This is a genomic window from Roseixanthobacter finlandensis (assembly GCF_043195105.2).
Taxonomy (GTDB): Bacteria; Pseudomonadota; Alphaproteobacteria; order Rhizobiales; family Xanthobacteraceae; genus NCEH01.
In genome coordinates, this window is the sequence record NZ_CM195536.1 from 4,910,013 (window position 1) to 4,927,732 (window position 17,720).

Below are 17,720 nucleotides of genomic sequence, written 5' to 3' on the forward strand. Positions count from 1 at the left end.
GGCGCGCGCTCCCATGAAATCCCCCGGCATTCCGCGCGGGCGGCGGCGTTTGCGCCGCTCGCGCGGATGCTGCCAGCGAAACGGACGGCCCATGTCCAATCCGAGCGCGACCCGCGCTGCGGGCGAGCTTGCGCGCCTGCGACGCTGCATTTCCGCCATCGAGCGGCGCGCGGACGCCCCGCCCGCCCGCCCTCCCATGCCCTGGTCGGCGGGCGAAGAGGAAGACTGGAGCGCGCACGACTGGAGCCAGGAGAATGGGAGGGAGGACAGCTGGAGGGAGGACAGCTGGAACCGGGAGAATGGGAACCAGGACCATTGGGGCGAAGAAAGCTGGAGCCGCAAAGGAAGCCGAGAGAACAAGACCGGCAGCGATGGCGACGGCGATGAAGGAAGCCGGGGCGAGGGAAGCCGGGACGAGGGAAGCCGGGACGATGACGGCCGCAATGGTGGACCGTGGCGCGAGGCGGGCGGAAAAGGAGAGCGGGCTTCCGCGCCCGGAGGCTCTTTCCCCGCAGGGTCAATCCCGGAGGATTCTGCCGGCCCGGCGCGCGCCCCCTTCGCCGGATCGCCCTCCGTTGGATCACCCTCCGCCGCGTCCCAGACACGGATCTCCGGCGGTGGTCCGGCGCACGATGCGCGCAGCGCCGCCGCACGCGCGCAAGAACAAGCAGGCCCAGTCCGGGAGCGGGTGCGGGCCACCTGCCGCACCGCCCGCGCAGGCGCGCAAAAACCAGCACACGCGCAAGAAGAAGCCCACGCACACGAACACGCACGGGAACCGGCAGGCGCGCAGGAACACGCCCCGCTCGGCGCTCCCGGCGCCGCCCTGCCTCACCCGCTCGTGTCCCACCCGCTTCTGCCCCTCGGCCTCCCGCATCTGGATGGGGTGCTGGGCGGCGGGCTTGCCCTGGGCGCGCTGCACGAGGCGGCGGCCCGCGGCCCCGGCGCGGAAGGCGCGCTCACCGGCTTCGCCCTCGCGCTCGCGGCCCGCGCCGCGTTCCAGCTCAAGCGCCCGGTGCTGATGGTGCAGCACGAATTGGCGGAGCTGGAGGCCGGCAGCCTCTATGCGCCCGGCCTCGCCGAACTCGGCCTGTGCGGCGGCGCGCTGGTTCTGGTGCGGGTGCGCAAGGCGCAGGACGTGCTGTTCGCGATGGAAGAAGGCCTCAAATGCGGCGGGCTTTCAGCGGTGCTCGGCGAAGTGGGCACGGCCTTTCCCGAAGCCCTCACGGCCACCCGGCGGCTGTCGCTGGCGGCGCGCGCGCATCCGGTGCTCGGCCTGCTGCTGCGCCAGAGGCCGGATGCGGCCGCCTGCGCCGCCCTCACCCGCTGGGTGGTCACGCCCGCCGCGAGCACGCCGCACGATGCCCATGGCGGGCTCGGCCTGCCGACCCTGGAGGCCGCCTTGATGCGCAACCGCCTCGGCCCGCTGGGACGCTGGACCCTTTGCCTGGCCGGCCCGGCCTTCCTTTCGGCGGAAGCGCGTCCCGCCCTCCACCGCCCTGCCCGCGAGGCCGGATCATGAGCCCGCCCCTCACCGCGCCCCCCGCGCCCGGCCGGCGCTATCTGTGCCTGTGGCTGGACCGCCTTTCCACCGACCGCATCGCGCGGTCCCTGCCGCTTGAACAGCGCGCGGCGCCGCGCGCCACCCTGGTGCTGGAGAAAAGCGCGCTGCGGCTCGCCGCGCTCAATACCGCCGCGCGCGACCTCGGCCTCGTGCCCGGCCTCTCCCTGGCGGACGCCCGCGCCCGCCATCCCGATCTTCAGGTGGCAGAGCATGCGGCCGAGGCGGACGCGCGCCTGCTCGGCCATGTGGCCGACGCCTGCGAGCGCTATACGCCCTTGCTCGCCCTCGATGCGCCGGACGGGTTGATGCTGGATGTGTCCGGCTGCGCCCATCTGTTCGGCGGCGAGCGCGCTCTGGTGGGCGATCTGCGCGCGCGCATCGGCGCACGGGGCTATTCCACCCGCGCCGCGCTCGCCTCCACCCTCGGCGCCGCCTGGGCCTTGGCGCATTTCGGCGCCCGCCCGGCCCTGGTGGCGGAAGACGGCGCCGACCTTGCCGCCTTGCTCGCCCCCTTGCCGCTCGCCGCCCTGCGGCTGGATGCGAGGACCCTTGCCGCGCTGGCCCGGCTCGGCTTCGCGCGGATCGGCGATCTCGCCGGCAAGCCGCGCGCGCCGCTCACCGCGCGCTTCGGCACCGACCTGCTGCGCCGGCTCGACCAGGCCAGCGGCCTTGCGCGCGAAGCGGTGGAGCATCGCTTTCCCCCGCCGCGCTTTTGCGCCGAGCGCAGCCTCTCCGACCCCATCGAGCGCACAGAAGATGTGCTGGGCCTCGCCCATCATCTGGCAACCAAGCTTGCCCCCGCCCTGGAGCGCGCGGGCAAGGGCGCGCGGCACCTGGAGCTGACCCTGTTCCGGGTGGACGGGCAGGCGACGCGGCTGAAGGTGGGCGCCAGCCGGCCGCTGCGCGATCCCCTCGCCATCCGCCGCCTGTTCGCGGAGAAGGTGGCGCAGGTGGCGAGCCTGGATGCCGGCTTCGGCTTCGATCTGCTGCGCCTCGGCGTCACTTTGGTCGAGGACATGGCGCCCCACCAGCACGGCTTCGATGCCCGGCAGGCGGAAGAGGCCGCCCTGGACGGCCTCGTGGACCGGCTCGCCGCCCGCTTCGGCGCCGCGCGGGTGCAGCATCTCGGCGTTCTGGACGCGCATCTGCCCGAAGAGGCCGGGCAGGCCACCGCCCTGGCGCGTAAGCGCCTGCCGTTCGATGCCGCCGCCCTCGCCGACCCGGCGCGGATTCTGGCCGGGAGCGAAGCCCTTGAAGCCGGGCCACGCGAGACTTTTGACCCCATCGCCAAAACCACCCCGCGCCTGCCGCCGCAGGGCACGCCGGCGCCAAGCGGGAGGCAAGGGGAGCAAAGAGAGCAAGGGGGAGAATCGCAAAGGGGAGAAGGGGCGCAAAGGGGAGCCGGGTTACATTTGAGAGGGTTACAAGGGGGAGAAAGCGGGCAGGAAAAGCGGGAGGGGCAGGCCATCCCCTTCCCTGCGCGCGCCTTGCCCCCGCGCGCGCACGCCGCACACCGCTCCGCTTCGCCCCCGGCCGATCCGGACCGGCCGGCCCCGGTCCGGATCGCCGTTGCGATCCCTTTTCCCCGTGCGCTGGGCCTCCGGAGCAAGGCGGCCGAAACGCGCGCGCTCGCTCCGGCAGGGGGCGCCCCTCCAAGCTCCGCTGCAGCCGGGCACGCCCCAGCAGGTCGCATCCTGGCAGATCGCGCACCGCAAAGTGACGACCCCGGAGCCCTTTCGCACGTAGCCGATGCTCCCCATCCGGAACACTTGCCGCAGGAAGACCCGGCGCTGCGTCCGCCCGCCCATCCCCCCGTCGCCGCGCCGCCGGCACGCCTCGGCACCGCTGGTGCGATCCCGGTGTATCCCGTCCCCATGGACCGGGAGCCGCCAGCGGAGCTTCCCGCCGCTCTGGTCCCGCGCCCGCCGGTGCAGGCCTCCGCTTCCTCTGCGCGCTCCTCTGCCCAGGCCATGGCCGGTCCGCCTCTCCCCGCGCATCCGGCGGTGCGGCGCGCCGGCTTCGCCGCATCTCCTGCGCCCGCCGAGCGGCCCGATGCCGGCGGTGCCGCGCGGCCGCAGCGCCTGTTCGCCGCTCCCGAAGCGGTAGAAGCCGTGGCCGAGGTGCCGGATGGGGCGCCCTTGCGCTTCCGCTGGCGCCGCCGCATCCATCATGTGGCGCGCGTGGAGGGGCCCGAGCGCATCGCCGCGCCCTGGTGGCGTGAACCCGCCTTGCGCCTCGCGGGGCTGCCCCCCGCCGCGCATCCGGACGCGCTGATCGAGGGCACGCTTCAAGGCGCGCTCCACAATCCGACGCGGGATTATTTTCGCGTGGAAACAAACGAGGGCCTGCGCCTCTGGCTGTTCCGCGCCGGGCTCTATGGCGCGGAAACCAGCCGCCCCGCCTGGTATGTGCACGGGCTGTTCGCATGAGCGGCGATCTCCTCACCCCCGCCTTTGCTGGCCGGTCCGGCCCACGGGCCGCGCCGCCCGCCCCGCCGCCTTATGTGGAACTGGCCGCCACCAGCAATTTCTCCTTCCTGCACGGCGCCTCGCATCCGGAAGATCATGTGCGGCAGGCGCAGGCGCTCGGCCATCGCGGCATCGGCATTGCCGATCGCAACACATTGGCCGGCGTGGTGCGGGCCCATTCCATGACGCGGGCGCTGGATTTTCCCCTCGCCATCGGCGCCCGGCTGGTGTTTTGCGACGGCACGCCGGACATCCTCGCCTATCCGACCGACCGGCCCGCCTACGGCCGGCTCTGCCGCCTGCTCACCACCGGCAACATGCGGGCGGAAAAGGGCGATTGCCACCTCACCCGGGCCGATCTGCTGGATTTCCAGGAGGGGCTATGCCTCGCCGTTCTGCCCCCGCGCCGCCCGCCGGAGGCGTTCGCGACATTCCTTAGCCAGCTTAAAGAGGCCGCGCCCGACCGCACATGGCTCGCCGCCGCGCTCTCCCATGGCGGGGATGATGCGCGCCGCCTCGCCCGCCTCGCCGATCTCGCGCGGCGTGCGCGCTTGCCCGTGCTGGCGGTGGGGGACGCGCTCTATCACGCGCCGGAACAGCGCCCGCTGCATGACATTCTCACCTGCATCCGCACCCATGTGACGCTCGATACCGCCGGCACGCGGCTCGCCCCCAATGCCGAGCGGCACCTGAAACCGCCCACCGAAATGGCGCGCCTGTTCCGCGTCCTGCCGGAGGCGGTGGCGGAAAGTTTCGCCTTCTTCTCCCGGCTCGATTTTTCCCTGGACCAGCTGAAGCCCACCTATCCCCGCGAAGCCCGCGACGGCTTCGCCTCCCCGCAAGAGGCGCTGGACACGCTGGCCTGGGAGGGCGCGCGGAAGCGCTATCCCGAAGGCGTCCCGGACAAGGTGCGCGCCACCTTGGCGCACGAGCTCGGCCTCATCGCCGAGCTTGGCTATGCGCCCTATTTCCTCACGGTGGACGAAATCGTGCGCTTCGCCCGTGGCGCCGGCATCCTGTGCCAGGGGCGCGGGTCGGCGGCCAATTCCGCGGTGTGCTTCTGCCTCGGCCTCACCGAGGTGGACCCGATGAAATCCGCTTTGCTGTTCGAGCGCTTCATCTCCCGCAACCGCAACGAGCCGCCCGACATCGACATTGATTTCGAGCATGAGCGGCGCGGCGAGGTGCTGCAATTCGTCTATCGGCGCTATGGCGCGGCCCATGCCGGGCTTGCCGCCACCACCATCACCTATCGCACCCGCTCGGCGGTGCGCGAGGTGGGCAAGGTGCTCGGCCTCTCGGAGGATACGGTGGGCGCGCTCTCAGGCTCCATCTGGGGCTGGTCCTCCGGCGGCGTGAAGGCGGAAGAGGCGGTGCGGCTCGGCCTCGATCCCACCGACCGGCGGCTGGCCCTGACGCTGGAACTCTCCCGCGCGCTGATCGGCTTTCCGCGCCATCTCTCCCAGCATGTGGGCGGCATGGTGGTGACCCACGACCGGCTGGACGAGACCGTGCCGCTCACCCGCTCGGCCATGGACGAGCGGCCGATCATCGAATGGAACAAGGACGATCTGGAAGCCGTCGGCCTGCTGAAGGTGGACGTGCTGGCGCTTGGCATGCTCACCGCCATCCAGAAATGCTTCGCCTTGCTCAATACCCGGTACGGGCACGATTTCAAGCGCATCTGCGACATCCCGCCGGACGACGCGCGGGTCTATGCCATGCTCCAGCGGGCGGATTCCATCGGCGTATTCCAGGTGGAGAGCCGCGCCCAGCAGACCATGCTGCCGCGCCTCAAGCCGGCGAAATTCGAGGATCTGGTGGTGGAGGTGGCGATCGTGCGGCCGGGCCCGATCCAGGGCGGCATGGTGCATCCCTATCTGCGCCGCAAGCAGGGGATCGAGCCGGTGGTCTATCCCTCGCCCGAGCTGAAAGAGGTGCTGGAGGGCACGCTCGGCGTGCCGCTGTTCCAGGAACAGGCCATGCAGATCGCCATCGTCGGCGCCGGCTTCACGGCGGAGGAAGCCGACAAGCTGCGGCGCGCCATGGCCACCTTCAAGCATGTGGGCACCATCGACACGTTCAAGGACAAGCTGATCCGCGGCATGCTGGCCAAGGGCTATGAGCGCCCCTTCGCCGAGAGCCTGTGGCAGCAGATCCAGGGCTTCGGCTCCTACGGCTTTCCCCGCTCCCATGCGGAGAGCTTCGCGCTGCTGGTCTATGTCTCGGCCTGGATCAAATGCCATTATCCCGATGTGTTCGCCGCCGGCCTGCTGAACGCCTGGCCCATGGGCTTCTACGCCCCGGCCCAATTGGTGCGCGACGCCGCCGAGCACGGGGTCGAAATCCGCCCCGTCGATATCAATTCATCGCACTGGGACCACACGCTGGAAGCGGAGGAAGGCGCGGCGGTCGTCATCCTTCCGGACCATCCGGCTGAGGCGAAAAATTGCGAACTCCCTATCCCACCCAAAGCCCCGTGCCCCCTCTCCACCCCTCCCCCGCAAGCGGGAGAGGGGGACGGGCAGCGCATGCGGGAGCAAATTAATAGCCGACTAAATCACACGGCAAATCCGCGACGCACGATCCTGCCGGAAGAATTCCAGGATGAGACAGAGGTCATGAACCGCGAACCGCCTGCGCCATCCAAGACTGCGCCCCCCCTCTCCCGCGTGCGGGGGAGGGCTGGGGAGGGGGAAGAGGGCCGGGTTCGGGAGGGTGAACCGCCCGCAGGAAGAGAAGGCGCACCGACGCCCCACCTGCAAAGCCCCAGCGCGCGCACTGCCCATCCCCCCCTCCCGCCCTCATGCCCGTGCCCCCTCCCCAACCCTCCCCCGCAAGCGGGAGAGGGAGCAGGTGTGGCGCCCGCCGCCGGGCGCCTCCATCCCCGCCATGCCGACATGGCGGGCGACGTGAAGACCACCCATGCCCTGCGGCTCGGCCTGCGGCAGATCGACGGCCTGCACGAGGAGGCGGGCCGGCGCATCGCCGAGCTGCGCGGGCCGGGCTATGATTGCGTGCGCGACCTGTGGCTGCGCACCGGCCTTGCCCCGGCGGTGCTGGAGCGCCTCGCCGATGCCGACGCCTTCCGCTCCCTCGGGCTCGACCGGCGCGCCGCGCTCTGGGCGGTGCGCGGCCTGCGCCGGGCCGGCGACAAGGACGATCTGCCCTTGTTCCGCGCCGCCGCGGCCGCCCGCGAAGAGAGCGTGCGCGAGGCGGAGGTGGCGCTTCCGGTCCTGCCGCCGGGCGCGCAGGTGATCGCCGATTACCGGCACCTGAAACTTTCGCTGAAATCCCACCCCCTGGCCTTCCTGCGCGCCCGGCTCAACGCGCGCGGCGTGACGCCCAACGGCCGCCTGCCGGATCTGAAAAGCGGACGGCGCCTCACCCTCGCCGGGCTGGTGCTGGTGCGCCAGCGGCCGGGCACCGCGAGCGGCGTCATCTTCATGACCATCGAGGACGAGCAGGCCTTCGCCAATGTCATCGTCTGGCCGCGCGTGTTCGAGGCCTTCCGACCGCAGGTGATGGGCGCGCGCCTGGTGGGGGTGACCGGCCGGTTGCAGAACGAGAGCAGCGTTATCCATCTGGTGGCGGAGAAGATCGAGGATTGGAGCCATCTCATCGACGCCTTGGACCGGGACGGCCCGCCCATCGATCCCGCCATGCCCCCGGACGAGACCAAACGCGGCCCCGGCCGCGACCCGCGTGAGACAAGCAGCCCCGGCCGCGACCCACGCGACCCGAACGAGGCGCCCCACCGCCGGCGCCCCGCCCAAACGCCACTGCCCAACGATGTCCTGCCCGTCGATGTCCTGCCCGCCGATGTCCTGCCCGCCGATGCTCGGGCGGCATTGCCGAAAGGGCGGAATTTCCATTGATGCCCCGCCAGCGACGACCCCGGTGCGCGCGCCGCGCGGTGCACCCTCAGCGCGAGGGGCGGCGGACCCGCCCGGTACATCGCACGCAAACGAACCCCACGCAGGCGAACCCGCAGACGCGGCGCTTCGCGCCGGAGGGGTGGGAGGGTGGAGGGCGTGGGAGGGCAGTGGGCCTGGGAGCGTGTCAGGTTGGGGGCACGCGGGGCGTGGCGAACCGCCAAGGCGAGTTACCTGGGGCGAGTCTCACCTGGGGCAAGTCACCTGGAACGTGTCGCGATGGACGAACAACCGGGGCGAGTCACGTGGAACGGGTCAACCGAACCCGGCGCGCCGGGAGAAATCCCGGCACGTCCGGCGGCCCGGATTCATCGCTGCTGAACCTTCGCCCGAAATGGCGGTGTCATCCGCCGAGAGGGTGCGGAAAAGGTCCACGAAACCGATGTTCGTCCGTGGCAAGTCATTGTTTCACGTGAAACATTTTCCAAAATGCCCGCCCGCTCCGTGCCCGGCGGCGAGATTTCCGCCCTGCGCCACCGGCCGAAAACCAGCCGCGCCCGGCGGCTGTGACGGTATCGCGCGGCCGCGAAAGGCAAAACCGGATTGACGCGGAAACGCCCCTGGGCTCACCTCGCCCCATGACCTATGTGCTGCTCCTCATCGCCATCACGGCGGAAGTCATCGCCACCTCCGCCCTCAAGGCGGCGGAGGGCTTCAGCAAGCCCGTGCCCTCCGTCATCGTGGTGATCGGCTATGCGGTGGCGTTCTATTGCCTCTCGCTCACCTTGAAGGTGCTGCCCGTGGGCATCGCCTATGCCATCTGGTCGGGCGTCGGCATCGTGCTGGTGGCCGCCATCGGCCTGGTGGTCTATGGGCAGAAGCTGGATCTGCCCGCCGTCATCGGCCTCGGCCTGATCATCGCCGGCGTGCTGGTGGTGAACCTGCTGTCGAAGAGCGTGCCCCACTAGCACCCGTGCGGGCTGAGGCCCTCAGGCCGCGCGCGACCCCGGCAGCAGCAGGTCGATCACCCGCCCCGTCGCCCGCACCTGGGCCTGGAACACCGTGCGCGAAACCCCCTGCGCATCCGCCGCCGCCTCCCGCGCCAGCGACAAAGGGGTGGGATAGGGGGCGGTCAATTGCGCCACCACCTCGTCGGATTCGAACGTCAGGTCGGCGTCGAACCTGCGCGCGATCTGCTGCATGCGGCGGTTATGCGCGAGGCAGTTCATGTAGAGCGTACGGATGCCGCGATTGCGCGCGGTGAGAATGGTGCGCTCCATCAATTGCGTGCCGAAGCCGCCGTTCTGGAACGCGCTTTCCACGCTGAAGGCCGCCTCCGCCTCGCGCGGGAGCACGCCGGAAAAGGGATAAAGCTCCGCCGCCGCCCGCAGCACACCGTCGACGAAACAGCCATGGATCACGGCGCCGGAGCGGAACACGCGCTCGGCATAATGCTCGATGAAGGATTCGGACACGGCCGAACCGAAGCGGTTGCGCCGGCTTTCCTTATCCAGGCGCAGCAGATGCTCGCGCAGCAACTGGGCTTCGCCAGCCCATAGCTTGCGGATGATTCCAGGCGCGGCCTGATCGTTCATGGTGGTCTCCTGACCTATGGTCCGGACCCCCCGGTTCCTCTGTCCGCAATCTATGTGCAATGCAGCAAAGGTCAAGGACATTGACCCACCAGCGTCGCGTCAAGCCCACGCCGCTCCAACGGTCGCCGCGCTTAAAGATTTGACGTCGCTCAATTTCCAGCCGTCATGCGCCGCACGCAAACCTGCTGCGCCGCAGCAATGACGGCGATCTTCACCCCATTTTAGCGGATCAGGATGGCGCGGAAATCATTCACATTGGTCAGGGTCGGCCCGGTCACGACGAGCCGATCCAGCTTCTGGAAGAAGCTATAACCGTCATTATTGGCGAGGTGATCGGCCGCCGAAACGCCGGCCGCGCGGGCCTGAGCCAGAATCTGGTCGTCGAACCAGGCGCCGGCATTGTCCTCGGTGCCGTCCACCCCGTCGGTATCGCAGGCGATGGCGGAAATGCCCTTGGCCTCCTTCAGCGCGAGCGCCAAGGCGAGCAGGAATTCCACATTGCGCCCGCCCCGCCCGCTGCCGCGCACCGTCACCGTGGTCTCGCCGCCGGAAAGCAGCACGCAGGGCGCCTTCGCGGGCTCGCCATGGGTCGCCGCGCTGAACGAAATGCCGGCGAACACGGTCGCCGCCTCGCGCGCCTCGCCCTCGATGGCATCGCCGAGGATGATGGTCGAAAGGCCGAAGTCCTTGGCCTTCTCCCGCGCCGCATGCAGCGCCATCATGGGGGTGGCGATCATGTGCACCTCCTGCCCCGGCAGGGCATCGCCGGACACCGTATTGGCGCGGATCACCTTTTCCATCTGCGCGCTCACCGGCACCTCATAGGCGCGCATCAGGGCGAGCACCGCCTCGGGGTCCGATTTTTCCGGAATGGTGGGGCCGGAGCCGATGGCGCGTGGGTCGTCGCCCGGCACGTCGGAGATGAGATAGGTCACGCAGCGGGCCGGCGCGATGGCCGCCGCGAGGCGCCCGCCCTTGATGGCCGACATGGATTTGCGCACCTGGTTCATGATGCCGATGGGCGCGCCGGATTTCAGCAGCGCCTTGTTGAGCGCCTGCTTGTCTTCCAGCGTCATGCCCTCCGCCGGAAGGGTGAGCAGCGAGGAGGCGCCGCCCGACATCAGGCAGATGACCAGATCGTCCGGCCCGGCCGAGCGGGCAAGCTCCAGGATGCGCTGCGCCGCCTTCAGCCCGGCCGCGTCGGGCACCGGGTGGGAGGCTTCCACAATCTCGATCTGGCGGGTTTCGCAGCCATGGCCGTAGCGCGTCACGATCAACCCCTCGCAGGGCTTCTGCCAGGCATCCTCGAATGCGCGCGCCATGCGGGCGGAGGCCTTGCCGGCGCCGATGACAATGGTGCGCCCCTTCGGCGGCTGCGGCAGGCGCCCGTCGAACTTGCCTTCGGGCACGGCGGCCGCGAGCGCGGTCTCGAACAGAGCGCGGAGAATTTCCTGGTCGGACGGCATGTGCTCGGAGGGCTTGGGGTCGGACGGCATGGCGGCTCCCTTGGCCCCCGCGCGGGAGGGCGACATCCCCGCCCTTAGGGCTTGTGGGATTCATTATTTCATCCCGTCACTAGCGCCCCGAAAGGTCGGGATCAATGGCTTGCGCCCGCGAAATCGCGCTCCGCCGACCGGCCGGGACAGGAGTCAGCGGTTTAGACTTTCGTCTCAGGCACAAGAAAGCAGGTGGCCTTTGCCGCCGAAGGCGCTAGCCTTCCGGAAAAATACTTAATGATATCGGAGGAGCGTTCATGAAAAGGCTGAAGATGGTTGCCCTGTCGGTCGCGCTGGCGTGCGCGCCCGTGGCCTCGCAGGCGGCGGAATTCGTCAATATTCTCACCGGCGGCACCTCGGGTGTCTATTATCCGATGGGCGTCGCGATCGCCAACATCCTGTCGTCCAAGGTGGCGGATGTGCGCCCCTCGGTGCAGGCCACCAAAGCGTCGGTGGAAAATCTCATCCTGATCCAGCAGGGCAAGGGCGAGATCGCCTTCACCCTCGCCGACAGCCTCGCCGACGGCTGGGCGGGCAAGGAAGAGGCCGGCTTCAAGGCGCCGCTGAAGAAGGTGCGCGCGCTCGCCGCCATCTATCCCAACTACATCCAGATCGTCGCGTCCAAGGACAGCGGCATCAAGACGCTCGCGGACCTGAAGGGCAAGCGCCTGTCGGTCGGCGCGCCGAAATCCGGCACCGAATTGAACGCCCGCGCCATCCTGAACGCCGCCGGCATCAAATATGAGGACCTCGGCAAGGTGGAATATCTGCCGTTTGCCGAATCCGTGGAATTGATGAAGAATCGCCAGCTCGACGCCACCTTGCAGTCGGCCGGCCTCGGCGTGTCCTCCATCAAGGACCTCGCCACGGCGGTGGAGATCAATGTGGTGGAGATCCCGAACAGCGTGGTCGACAAGGTGGGCACGCCCTATCTGAAGACCGTGATCCCCGCCGGCACCTATACCGGCCAGACGGCGGACGTCGCCACCGCCGCGGTGCCGAACTTCCTCGTCGTGCGCGAGGACATGAAGGATGCCGAGGTCTATGCCATCACCAAGGCGATCTTCGAGAATCTGCCGGACCTCCAGGCCGCCCACGCCGCCGCCAAGGCGATCACGCTCAAGGGCGCCATGAAGGGTTCGCCGGTGCCGTTCCATCCAGGCGCGGAGAAATATTTCAAGGAAAAGGGCGTCTCGCCCTGACCTTTGGGAAGATGACGTGAACCGGCGCGCCCTCGTGGTTCGACCGTGACAGATGGAGCCCATCTGTCGCCAGGGGTCGAACCACAAGTCTTTGATCTGGTGGATCAACTTTCCGAAACGGATGGGGACCATCCGTTTCGGCTGATCCACCAGCGGCGCGCCCGTTTCCCATTCCCGCGGCTGCCGCACGGGGAAACCCGCCGGTTGGTCCGGCCCGGACGATCCGGAGCCAGCGATTCTGGAGCCAGTGAAGATGAGCGCGCCGCGCCTTTCCGCCGATGCCGACGTCACGCCGCCGGAGACTTTCGCGCCCATCGACGACATGGAGCACGGCTTGCCGCCCGGGTTCGGCGAAGGCCTGAAGGGCACGATCCTGTTCTGGATCGCCATCGCCTTTTCCGCCTACCAATTGTTCGTCTCCACCTATGCCATCCTGCCGAGCCAGGTGATCCGGAGCCTGCACGTGGGCTTCCTGTGCCTGATCGCGGCGGCGCTGATCGCCAATCATCGCAGCACGTCGCGGCTGACGCTGGCGCTGGGCTGGGGCGTCGGCCTCGTCGGCTTCGCGACCGGGCTCTATCAATGGATCTTCTATAACGACCTGATCCTGCGGGCCGGCGAGATTTCCAGCACCGACTTCGTGATGGGCATCGCCCTGATCGTGGTGGTGTTCGCCATTTCATGGCAGATGATGGGTCCCGCCCTGCCGCTGATCTGCGGCGCCTTCCTGGCCTATGGCCTGTTCGGCCAATATCTGCCCGCCCCGTTCGATCATCGCGGCTATTCGCTGGACCAGATCGTCGAGCAGATGTCATTCGGCACCGAGGGCATCTATGGCGTGCCGATCGCGGTCTCGGCCACCTACATCTTCCTGTTCGTCCTGTTCGGCACGTTCCTGGAGCGGGCCGGCATGATCCAATTGTTCAACGACGTGGCCCTTGGCCTGTTCGGCCGCGCGCGCGGCGGCCCTGCAAAGGTCTCGGTGTTCTCCTCGGCCTTGATGGGCACCATCTCCGGCTCCGGCGTCGCCAATGTGGTCACGGTGGGCCAGTTCACCATTCCGCTGATGAAGCGCTTCGGCTACAGCGCTTCCTTCGCCGGGGGGGTGGAGGCCACCGCCTCCATGGGCGGGCAGATCATGCCCCCGGTCATGGGCGCCGTGGCCTTCATCATGGCCGAGACCATCGGCGTGCCCTATGCCACCATCGTCAAGGCGGCGATCATCCCGGCCATCCTCTATTTCGGCTCCGCCTTCTGGATGGTGCATCTAGAGGCCGGGAAGCGCGGCCTGATGGGCATCCCCAAGGACAAGATCCCGCTCATGCTGCCGGCCCTGCGCAAGGGCTGGTACCTGCTGCTGCCGCTGATCGTCCTGGTCTATCTGCTGTTCGCCGGATACACGCCCTTGTTCGCGGGCGCCGTGGGCTTGGCGCTGACCGTGGTCCTGATCCTCGGCCAGAGCGTCGCCAGCGAAACCTCCAAGCCGATGATCCGCCTCGCCTTCTGGATCGCGCTCGGGCTGGTGTGCGCGGCCTTCTTTGAATTCGGCGTGGTGGTGATCGTGGCCCTGGTGGTGGCCCTGGTACTGGGCAATCTGATCACGCGCGGCGGCCGGGCGACCCTGGTGCTGTGCCGAGACGGGCTGGCGGAAGGCGCGCGCCAGGCGCTGCCCGTGGGCATGGCCTGCGCCATTGTCGGCACGGTGATCGGCGTGCTCACCCTCACCGGCTCGGCCACCATCTTCGGCGGCTGGGTGGTCTCCATCGGCAAGGAGACGCTGTGGCTCTCGCTGCTGCTGACCATCGTCACCAGCATCATCCTGGGCACCGGCATTCCCACCATTCCCACCTACATCATCACGGCCTCGCTGGCGGCGCCGGCTTTGCTCACGCTCGGCGTGCCGCTGATCGTCAGCCACATGTTCGTGTTCTATTACGGCATCATCGCCGATCTCACCCCGCCGGTGGCGCTGGCGGCACTGGCGGCGGCGCCGATCGCCAAAGCCTCGCCCGACGCCATCGGTTGGCAGGCGTGCCGGATCGCGCTCGCCGGCTTCCTGATCCCGGTCATGGCGGTCTATGAGCCGGCGCTGATGCTCCAGGACGGCGGACATATCGCGGCCCAATACGGCTATTGGGTCGAGGTGGCCTATGTGTTTTTCAAGGCCTGCATCGTCATCGGCCTGCTGGGTGCGGTGGCCATCGGCTGGCTGTTCGGGCCGCTGTCGATCATCCAACGGGTGGTGGCGGGGATCGCGGCGCTGCTGTTCGTGGCATCGGTCCCGCTGTCGGACTTTGCGGCGTTCGCGCTGTTCGCCGCCTTCCTCGCCTGGCATCTGATCCAGGTGCGGAATGCAACGGCCCGTGCGGCGTGAGCCTGATCTGCCTGGCCGGCGGCGGCGTGACGGTCCGCCTCGCCGCGCTGATCACCCTGGCCTGGACCCATTCGGTGCAGAAGACCGTATGGGAAGAGGATTGGCGCGCGACCCCCGCCGGCCTGGTGCTCATGGAAATGCGCCTCGAGGGCTCCGGCGCGGGCATGGATCCGCCCGAAGGATCGGTGCTGAAGGACGGGCGCTATGTCGCCCATCCCGTGCTTCCGCCGCAGAAGCAGATCGTGATGCGCCGCTCCGGCGCCACGGCGGATTACCGCGTCTGCATCGACGGCGCCTGCCGGCCCATGGGGGCGCTTCTCCCAGAGACGGCGGACCCGGTGACCCTTTCGACGTGCGAATGAGGCACCCTGTGCAAGGCCGGGGGTGCAGGCTTATATGGCGGCCATGAGCAGCCCTCTCGTGTTCGACCGGCCCTTGCTGCGCCGCCGCCTCGCCCGTGCCGCCGCCCTCGGCGCGGCCGATTTCCTGCTGAACCGCGTGGCCGAGGATGTCGGCGACCGGCTGCTGGCGGTGAAGCGCGATTTTCCCCGCGCGCTCGATCTCGGCAGCGCGACGGACGCGGTCGCGCAGGTGCTGGCGCGCCATCCCGGCATCGACACCGTGTTCCGCGCCGCCCCGCTCGCCGCCGCGGCGGGCTTTGGCTTCCCAGCCGTGGTGGCGGACGAAGAGGCGCTGCCGTTCGCGCAAGGCGCGCTCGACCTGATCGTCTCCGGCCTCTCGCTCCAGTTTGTGAACGACCTGCCCGGCGCGCTGACCCAGATCCGCCGTGCGCTGAAGCCGGACGGGCTGCTCATCGCCGCCCTCATCGGCGGATCGAGCCTTGGGGAATTGCGCGAGGTCTTCGCCATCGCCGAGAGCGAGACCACGGGCGGCCTCTCGCCCCGCGTCGCCCCGTTCGCGGACGTGCGCGACATGGGGGCGCTGCTCCAACGCGCGGGCTTCGCCTTGCCGGTGACCGATGTGGACCGCGTGACGGTGCGCTACGCCTCGCCCTTCACCTTGTTCGCCGATCTGCGCCGCATGGGCGCGGCCAATGCGCTGGCCGAGCGCCGGCGCGTGCCGCTGCGCCGCGCGACCGTGCTGCGGGCGGCGGAACTCTATGCCGGACGCTTCGCCGATGCGGACGGCAAGGTGCGCGCCACGTTCGAGATCGTCTGGCTGTCCGGCTGGGCGCCGCACGAGAGCCAGCAGAAACCGCTGCGCCCCGGCTCCGCGCGCATGCGCCTTGCGGACGCGCTCGGCACCACGGAAATGAAGCCGGCGGGGGAGCCGCCCACCAAACCATAGCGGCCGGGCGGCACCACAGGCCGCGCCAGGCGAGAAGCTGAGAGGGGGAGCCATGTCCGGGTTCGTGTTCAACACCACGCCGAGCATCATATGCGCCAGCGGCGCGGCGCTGCGGGTGGGCGATCTGTTCGCGGCGCGGGGCGTCTCGCGCATCCTGATCGTCACCGATCCGGGCATCGTCAAGGCCGGCCTTCTGGCGCCGACCCTGGAAGCCCTGCGCACGGCGGAAATCGCCCACCGGGTGTTCGACCAGGTGGTGGCCGACCCGCCGGAGGACGTGGTGTTCGCCGCGACCTCCGAAGCCGTCGCCATGGGCGCGCAAGGGGTGCTCGGGCTCGGCGGCGGCTCCTCGCTGGATGTGGCCAAGCTGGTGGCGCTGCTGGCGCTGGGCCAGGAGGCGCTGACGGAAATCTATGGCATCGGCATCGCCAAGGGGCCGCGCCTGCCGCTGATCCTGGTGCCGACCACCGCCGGCACGGGATCGGAAGTCACGCCCATCTCCATCGTCACCACCGGGGAGACGGTGAAGAAGGGCGTGGTCTCGCCCTGCCTCATCCCCGACATCGCGCTGCTGGACGCCGATCTCACCCTCGGCCTGCCGCCCCATGTGACGGCGGCGACCGGGGTGGACGCCATGGTTCACGCCATCGAGGCCTATGCCTCGGCGAGCCCGAACAATAATCCCATCTCGCGCGGCCTCGCCAAGGAGGCGCTGCGGCTGCTGGGGGCGAACATCCGCACGGCGGTCCACCAGGGCACCGACCGGCCGGCGCGCGAAGCCATGCTGCTCGGCTCTCTGCTGGCGGGGCAAGCGTTCGCCAATTCGCCGGTGGCGGCGGTGCACGCGCTCGCCTATCCGCTCGGTGGGCATTATCATCTGCCCCACGGGCTCACCAATGCGCTGGTGCTGCCGCACGTGCTGCGCTTCAATCTGCCGGCCGCCGCGAGCGCCTATGCGCAGATCGCGCCCTATGCCTTCCCGGACATTGGCGAAGGCACGGACGCCCTGGTGGCGGAACGCTTCGTCGAGCGGCTGGCCGCTCTCTCCATCGATCTGGGCCTGCCCCGCTGCCTGAGGGAAGTGAACGTGCCGGAACACCATTTGCCCATGCTGGCCGCCGACGCCATGAAGCAGAGCCGCCTTCTGGTGAACAATCCCCGCACCGTCCACGAGGCGGATGCGCTGGCGATCTATCAGGCGGCCTGGGCATGAGCGCGTCGGCACAAGAGCAAAAGGACAGCGGGAACAAGGGCGCGGGGCGCGAGCAACCGGCGCTGATCTCCGCCTTCCCCCACCGCCTCACCATCACGACCCGCTGGGCGGACATGGATGTCTATGGCCATGTGAACAACGTGGTCTTTTATTCCTATTTCGACACGGTGGTGAACGAGTATCTGATCTCCAAGGGGGCGCTGGATTTCGAGAACAGCCCGGTCATCGGCCTAGTGGTGGAAACCCGCTGCGCCTATTTCGCCAGCCTCTCCTATCCGGCGGTGGTGCAGGCGGGGCTTCGGGTGGCGAAGCTCGGCTCCAGCTCGGTGCGCTATGAGATCGGCCTGTTTCAGGGCAGCGACCAGGCGGCGGCGCAGGGGCATTTCGTGCATGTCTATGTGGACCGCCTCACCCGCCGTCCGGTGCCGCTGCCGGACGCGCTGAAGGCGGCCCTGCTGCCGCTCACCTGACGGAATCTGCGTCTCGCTGGCAATGTTTCACGTGAAACATTGATTTTAAAACAATGACTTGGCGCGGACGAACAGCGGTTTGGTGACGCTTCGCCGCGCCTTTTCGGGCGATGACACCGCCTATTCGCCCGAACGTTCGCCGCGAACTTCGGCAA

At 69.2% G+C, this 17,720-nt stretch carries 12 protein-coding genes; 10 read left to right on the top strand and 2 right to left on the bottom strand.

The window, feature by feature from the left end; translation table 11 throughout:
- The first annotated feature begins 841 nt into the window (after positions 1 to 841).
- From V5G24_RS22905 to V5G24_RS22920, 4 genes are all read left to right on the top strand, one after another.
- Positions 842 to 1,522, top strand: coding sequence for an ImuA family protein (locus V5G24_RS22905; RefSeq protein ID WP_394083951.1), 681 nt, complete (start codon positions 842 to 844; stop codon positions 1,520 to 1,522).
- Positions 1,519 to 3,993 (top strand): Y-family DNA polymerase, encoded by a 2,475-nt coding sequence (locus V5G24_RS22910; RefSeq protein WP_394083953.1) that lies wholly within the window; start codon positions 1,519 to 1,521, stop codon positions 3,991 to 3,993. Before V5G24_RS22905 ends, V5G24_RS22910 begins: the two co-directional genes overlap by 4 nt.
- Positions 3,990 to 7,910, top strand: coding sequence for an error-prone DNA polymerase (locus tag V5G24_RS22915; protein WP_394083955.1), 3,921 nt, complete (start codon positions 3,990 to 3,992; stop codon positions 7,908 to 7,910). The genes V5G24_RS22910 and V5G24_RS22915 overlap by 4 nt, the downstream gene beginning before the upstream one ends.
- Positions 7,911 to 8,545: 635 nt before the next feature.
- A complete protein-coding gene (locus V5G24_RS22920) occupies positions 8,546 to 8,875 on the top strand; it encodes an SMR family transporter (RefSeq protein WP_394015909.1) in 330 nt (109 codons plus the stop codon).
- A gap of 21 nt (positions 8,876 to 8,896) precedes the next feature.
- On the opposite strand, the gene V5G24_RS22925 is transcribed toward V5G24_RS22920, so the two are convergent.
- Together V5G24_RS22925 and V5G24_RS22930 are read right to left on the bottom strand one after the other, a co-directional pair.
- Entirely contained in the window at positions 8,897 to 9,502 is a 606-nt protein-coding gene (locus tag V5G24_RS22925; RefSeq protein WP_394083957.1) for a GNAT family N-acetyltransferase, read from the bottom strand.
- Between the two features lie 221 nt (positions 9,503 to 9,723).
- Complete coding sequence (locus V5G24_RS22930; RefSeq protein WP_394083959.1) at positions 9,724 to 10,998, bottom strand: glycerate kinase type-2 family protein; 1,275 nt, start codon at positions 10,996 to 10,998, stop codon at positions 9,724 to 9,726.
- A 257-nt stretch (positions 10,999 to 11,255) separates the two neighbouring features.
- Here V5G24_RS22930 and V5G24_RS22935 point away from each other — a divergent pair, with 257 nt between their 5' ends.
- The 6 genes from V5G24_RS22935 to V5G24_RS22960 all read left to right on the top strand — a co-directional run bounded on the left by V5G24_RS22935 (position 11,256) and on the right by V5G24_RS22960 (position 17,565).
- Positions 11,256 to 12,200, top strand: a complete 945-nt coding sequence (locus tag V5G24_RS22935) for a TAXI family TRAP transporter solute-binding subunit (protein ID WP_394083961.1) — start codon at positions 11,256 to 11,258, stop codon at positions 12,198 to 12,200.
- A gap of 322 nt (positions 12,201 to 12,522) precedes the next feature.
- Positions 12,523 to 14,574 (top strand): TRAP transporter permease, encoded by a 2,052-nt coding sequence (locus tag V5G24_RS22940; RefSeq protein ID WP_394084517.1) that lies wholly within the window; start codon positions 12,523 to 12,525, stop codon positions 14,572 to 14,574.
- Positions 14,571 to 14,936 (top strand): DUF1850 domain-containing protein, encoded by a 366-nt coding sequence (locus V5G24_RS22945; RefSeq protein WP_394083963.1) that lies wholly within the window; start codon positions 14,571 to 14,573, stop codon positions 14,934 to 14,936. The genes V5G24_RS22940 and V5G24_RS22945 overlap by 4 nt, the downstream gene beginning before the upstream one ends.
- A 43-nt stretch (positions 14,937 to 14,979) precedes the next feature.
- A complete protein-coding gene (locus V5G24_RS22950) occupies positions 14,980 to 15,882 on the top strand; it encodes a methyltransferase domain-containing protein (protein WP_394083965.1) in 903 nt (300 codons plus the stop codon).
- A gap of 52 nt (positions 15,883 to 15,934) precedes the next feature.
- Positions 15,935 to 17,095, top strand: coding sequence for an iron-containing alcohol dehydrogenase (locus V5G24_RS22955; RefSeq protein WP_394083967.1), 1,161 nt, complete (start codon positions 15,935 to 15,937; stop codon positions 17,093 to 17,095).
- Positions 17,092 to 17,565, top strand: a complete 474-nt coding sequence (locus V5G24_RS22960) for an acyl-CoA thioesterase (RefSeq protein ID WP_394083969.1) — start codon at positions 17,092 to 17,094, stop codon at positions 17,563 to 17,565. Before V5G24_RS22955 ends, V5G24_RS22960 begins: the two co-directional genes overlap by 4 nt.
- The last annotated feature ends 155 nt before the right edge of the window (positions 17,566 to 17,720 follow it).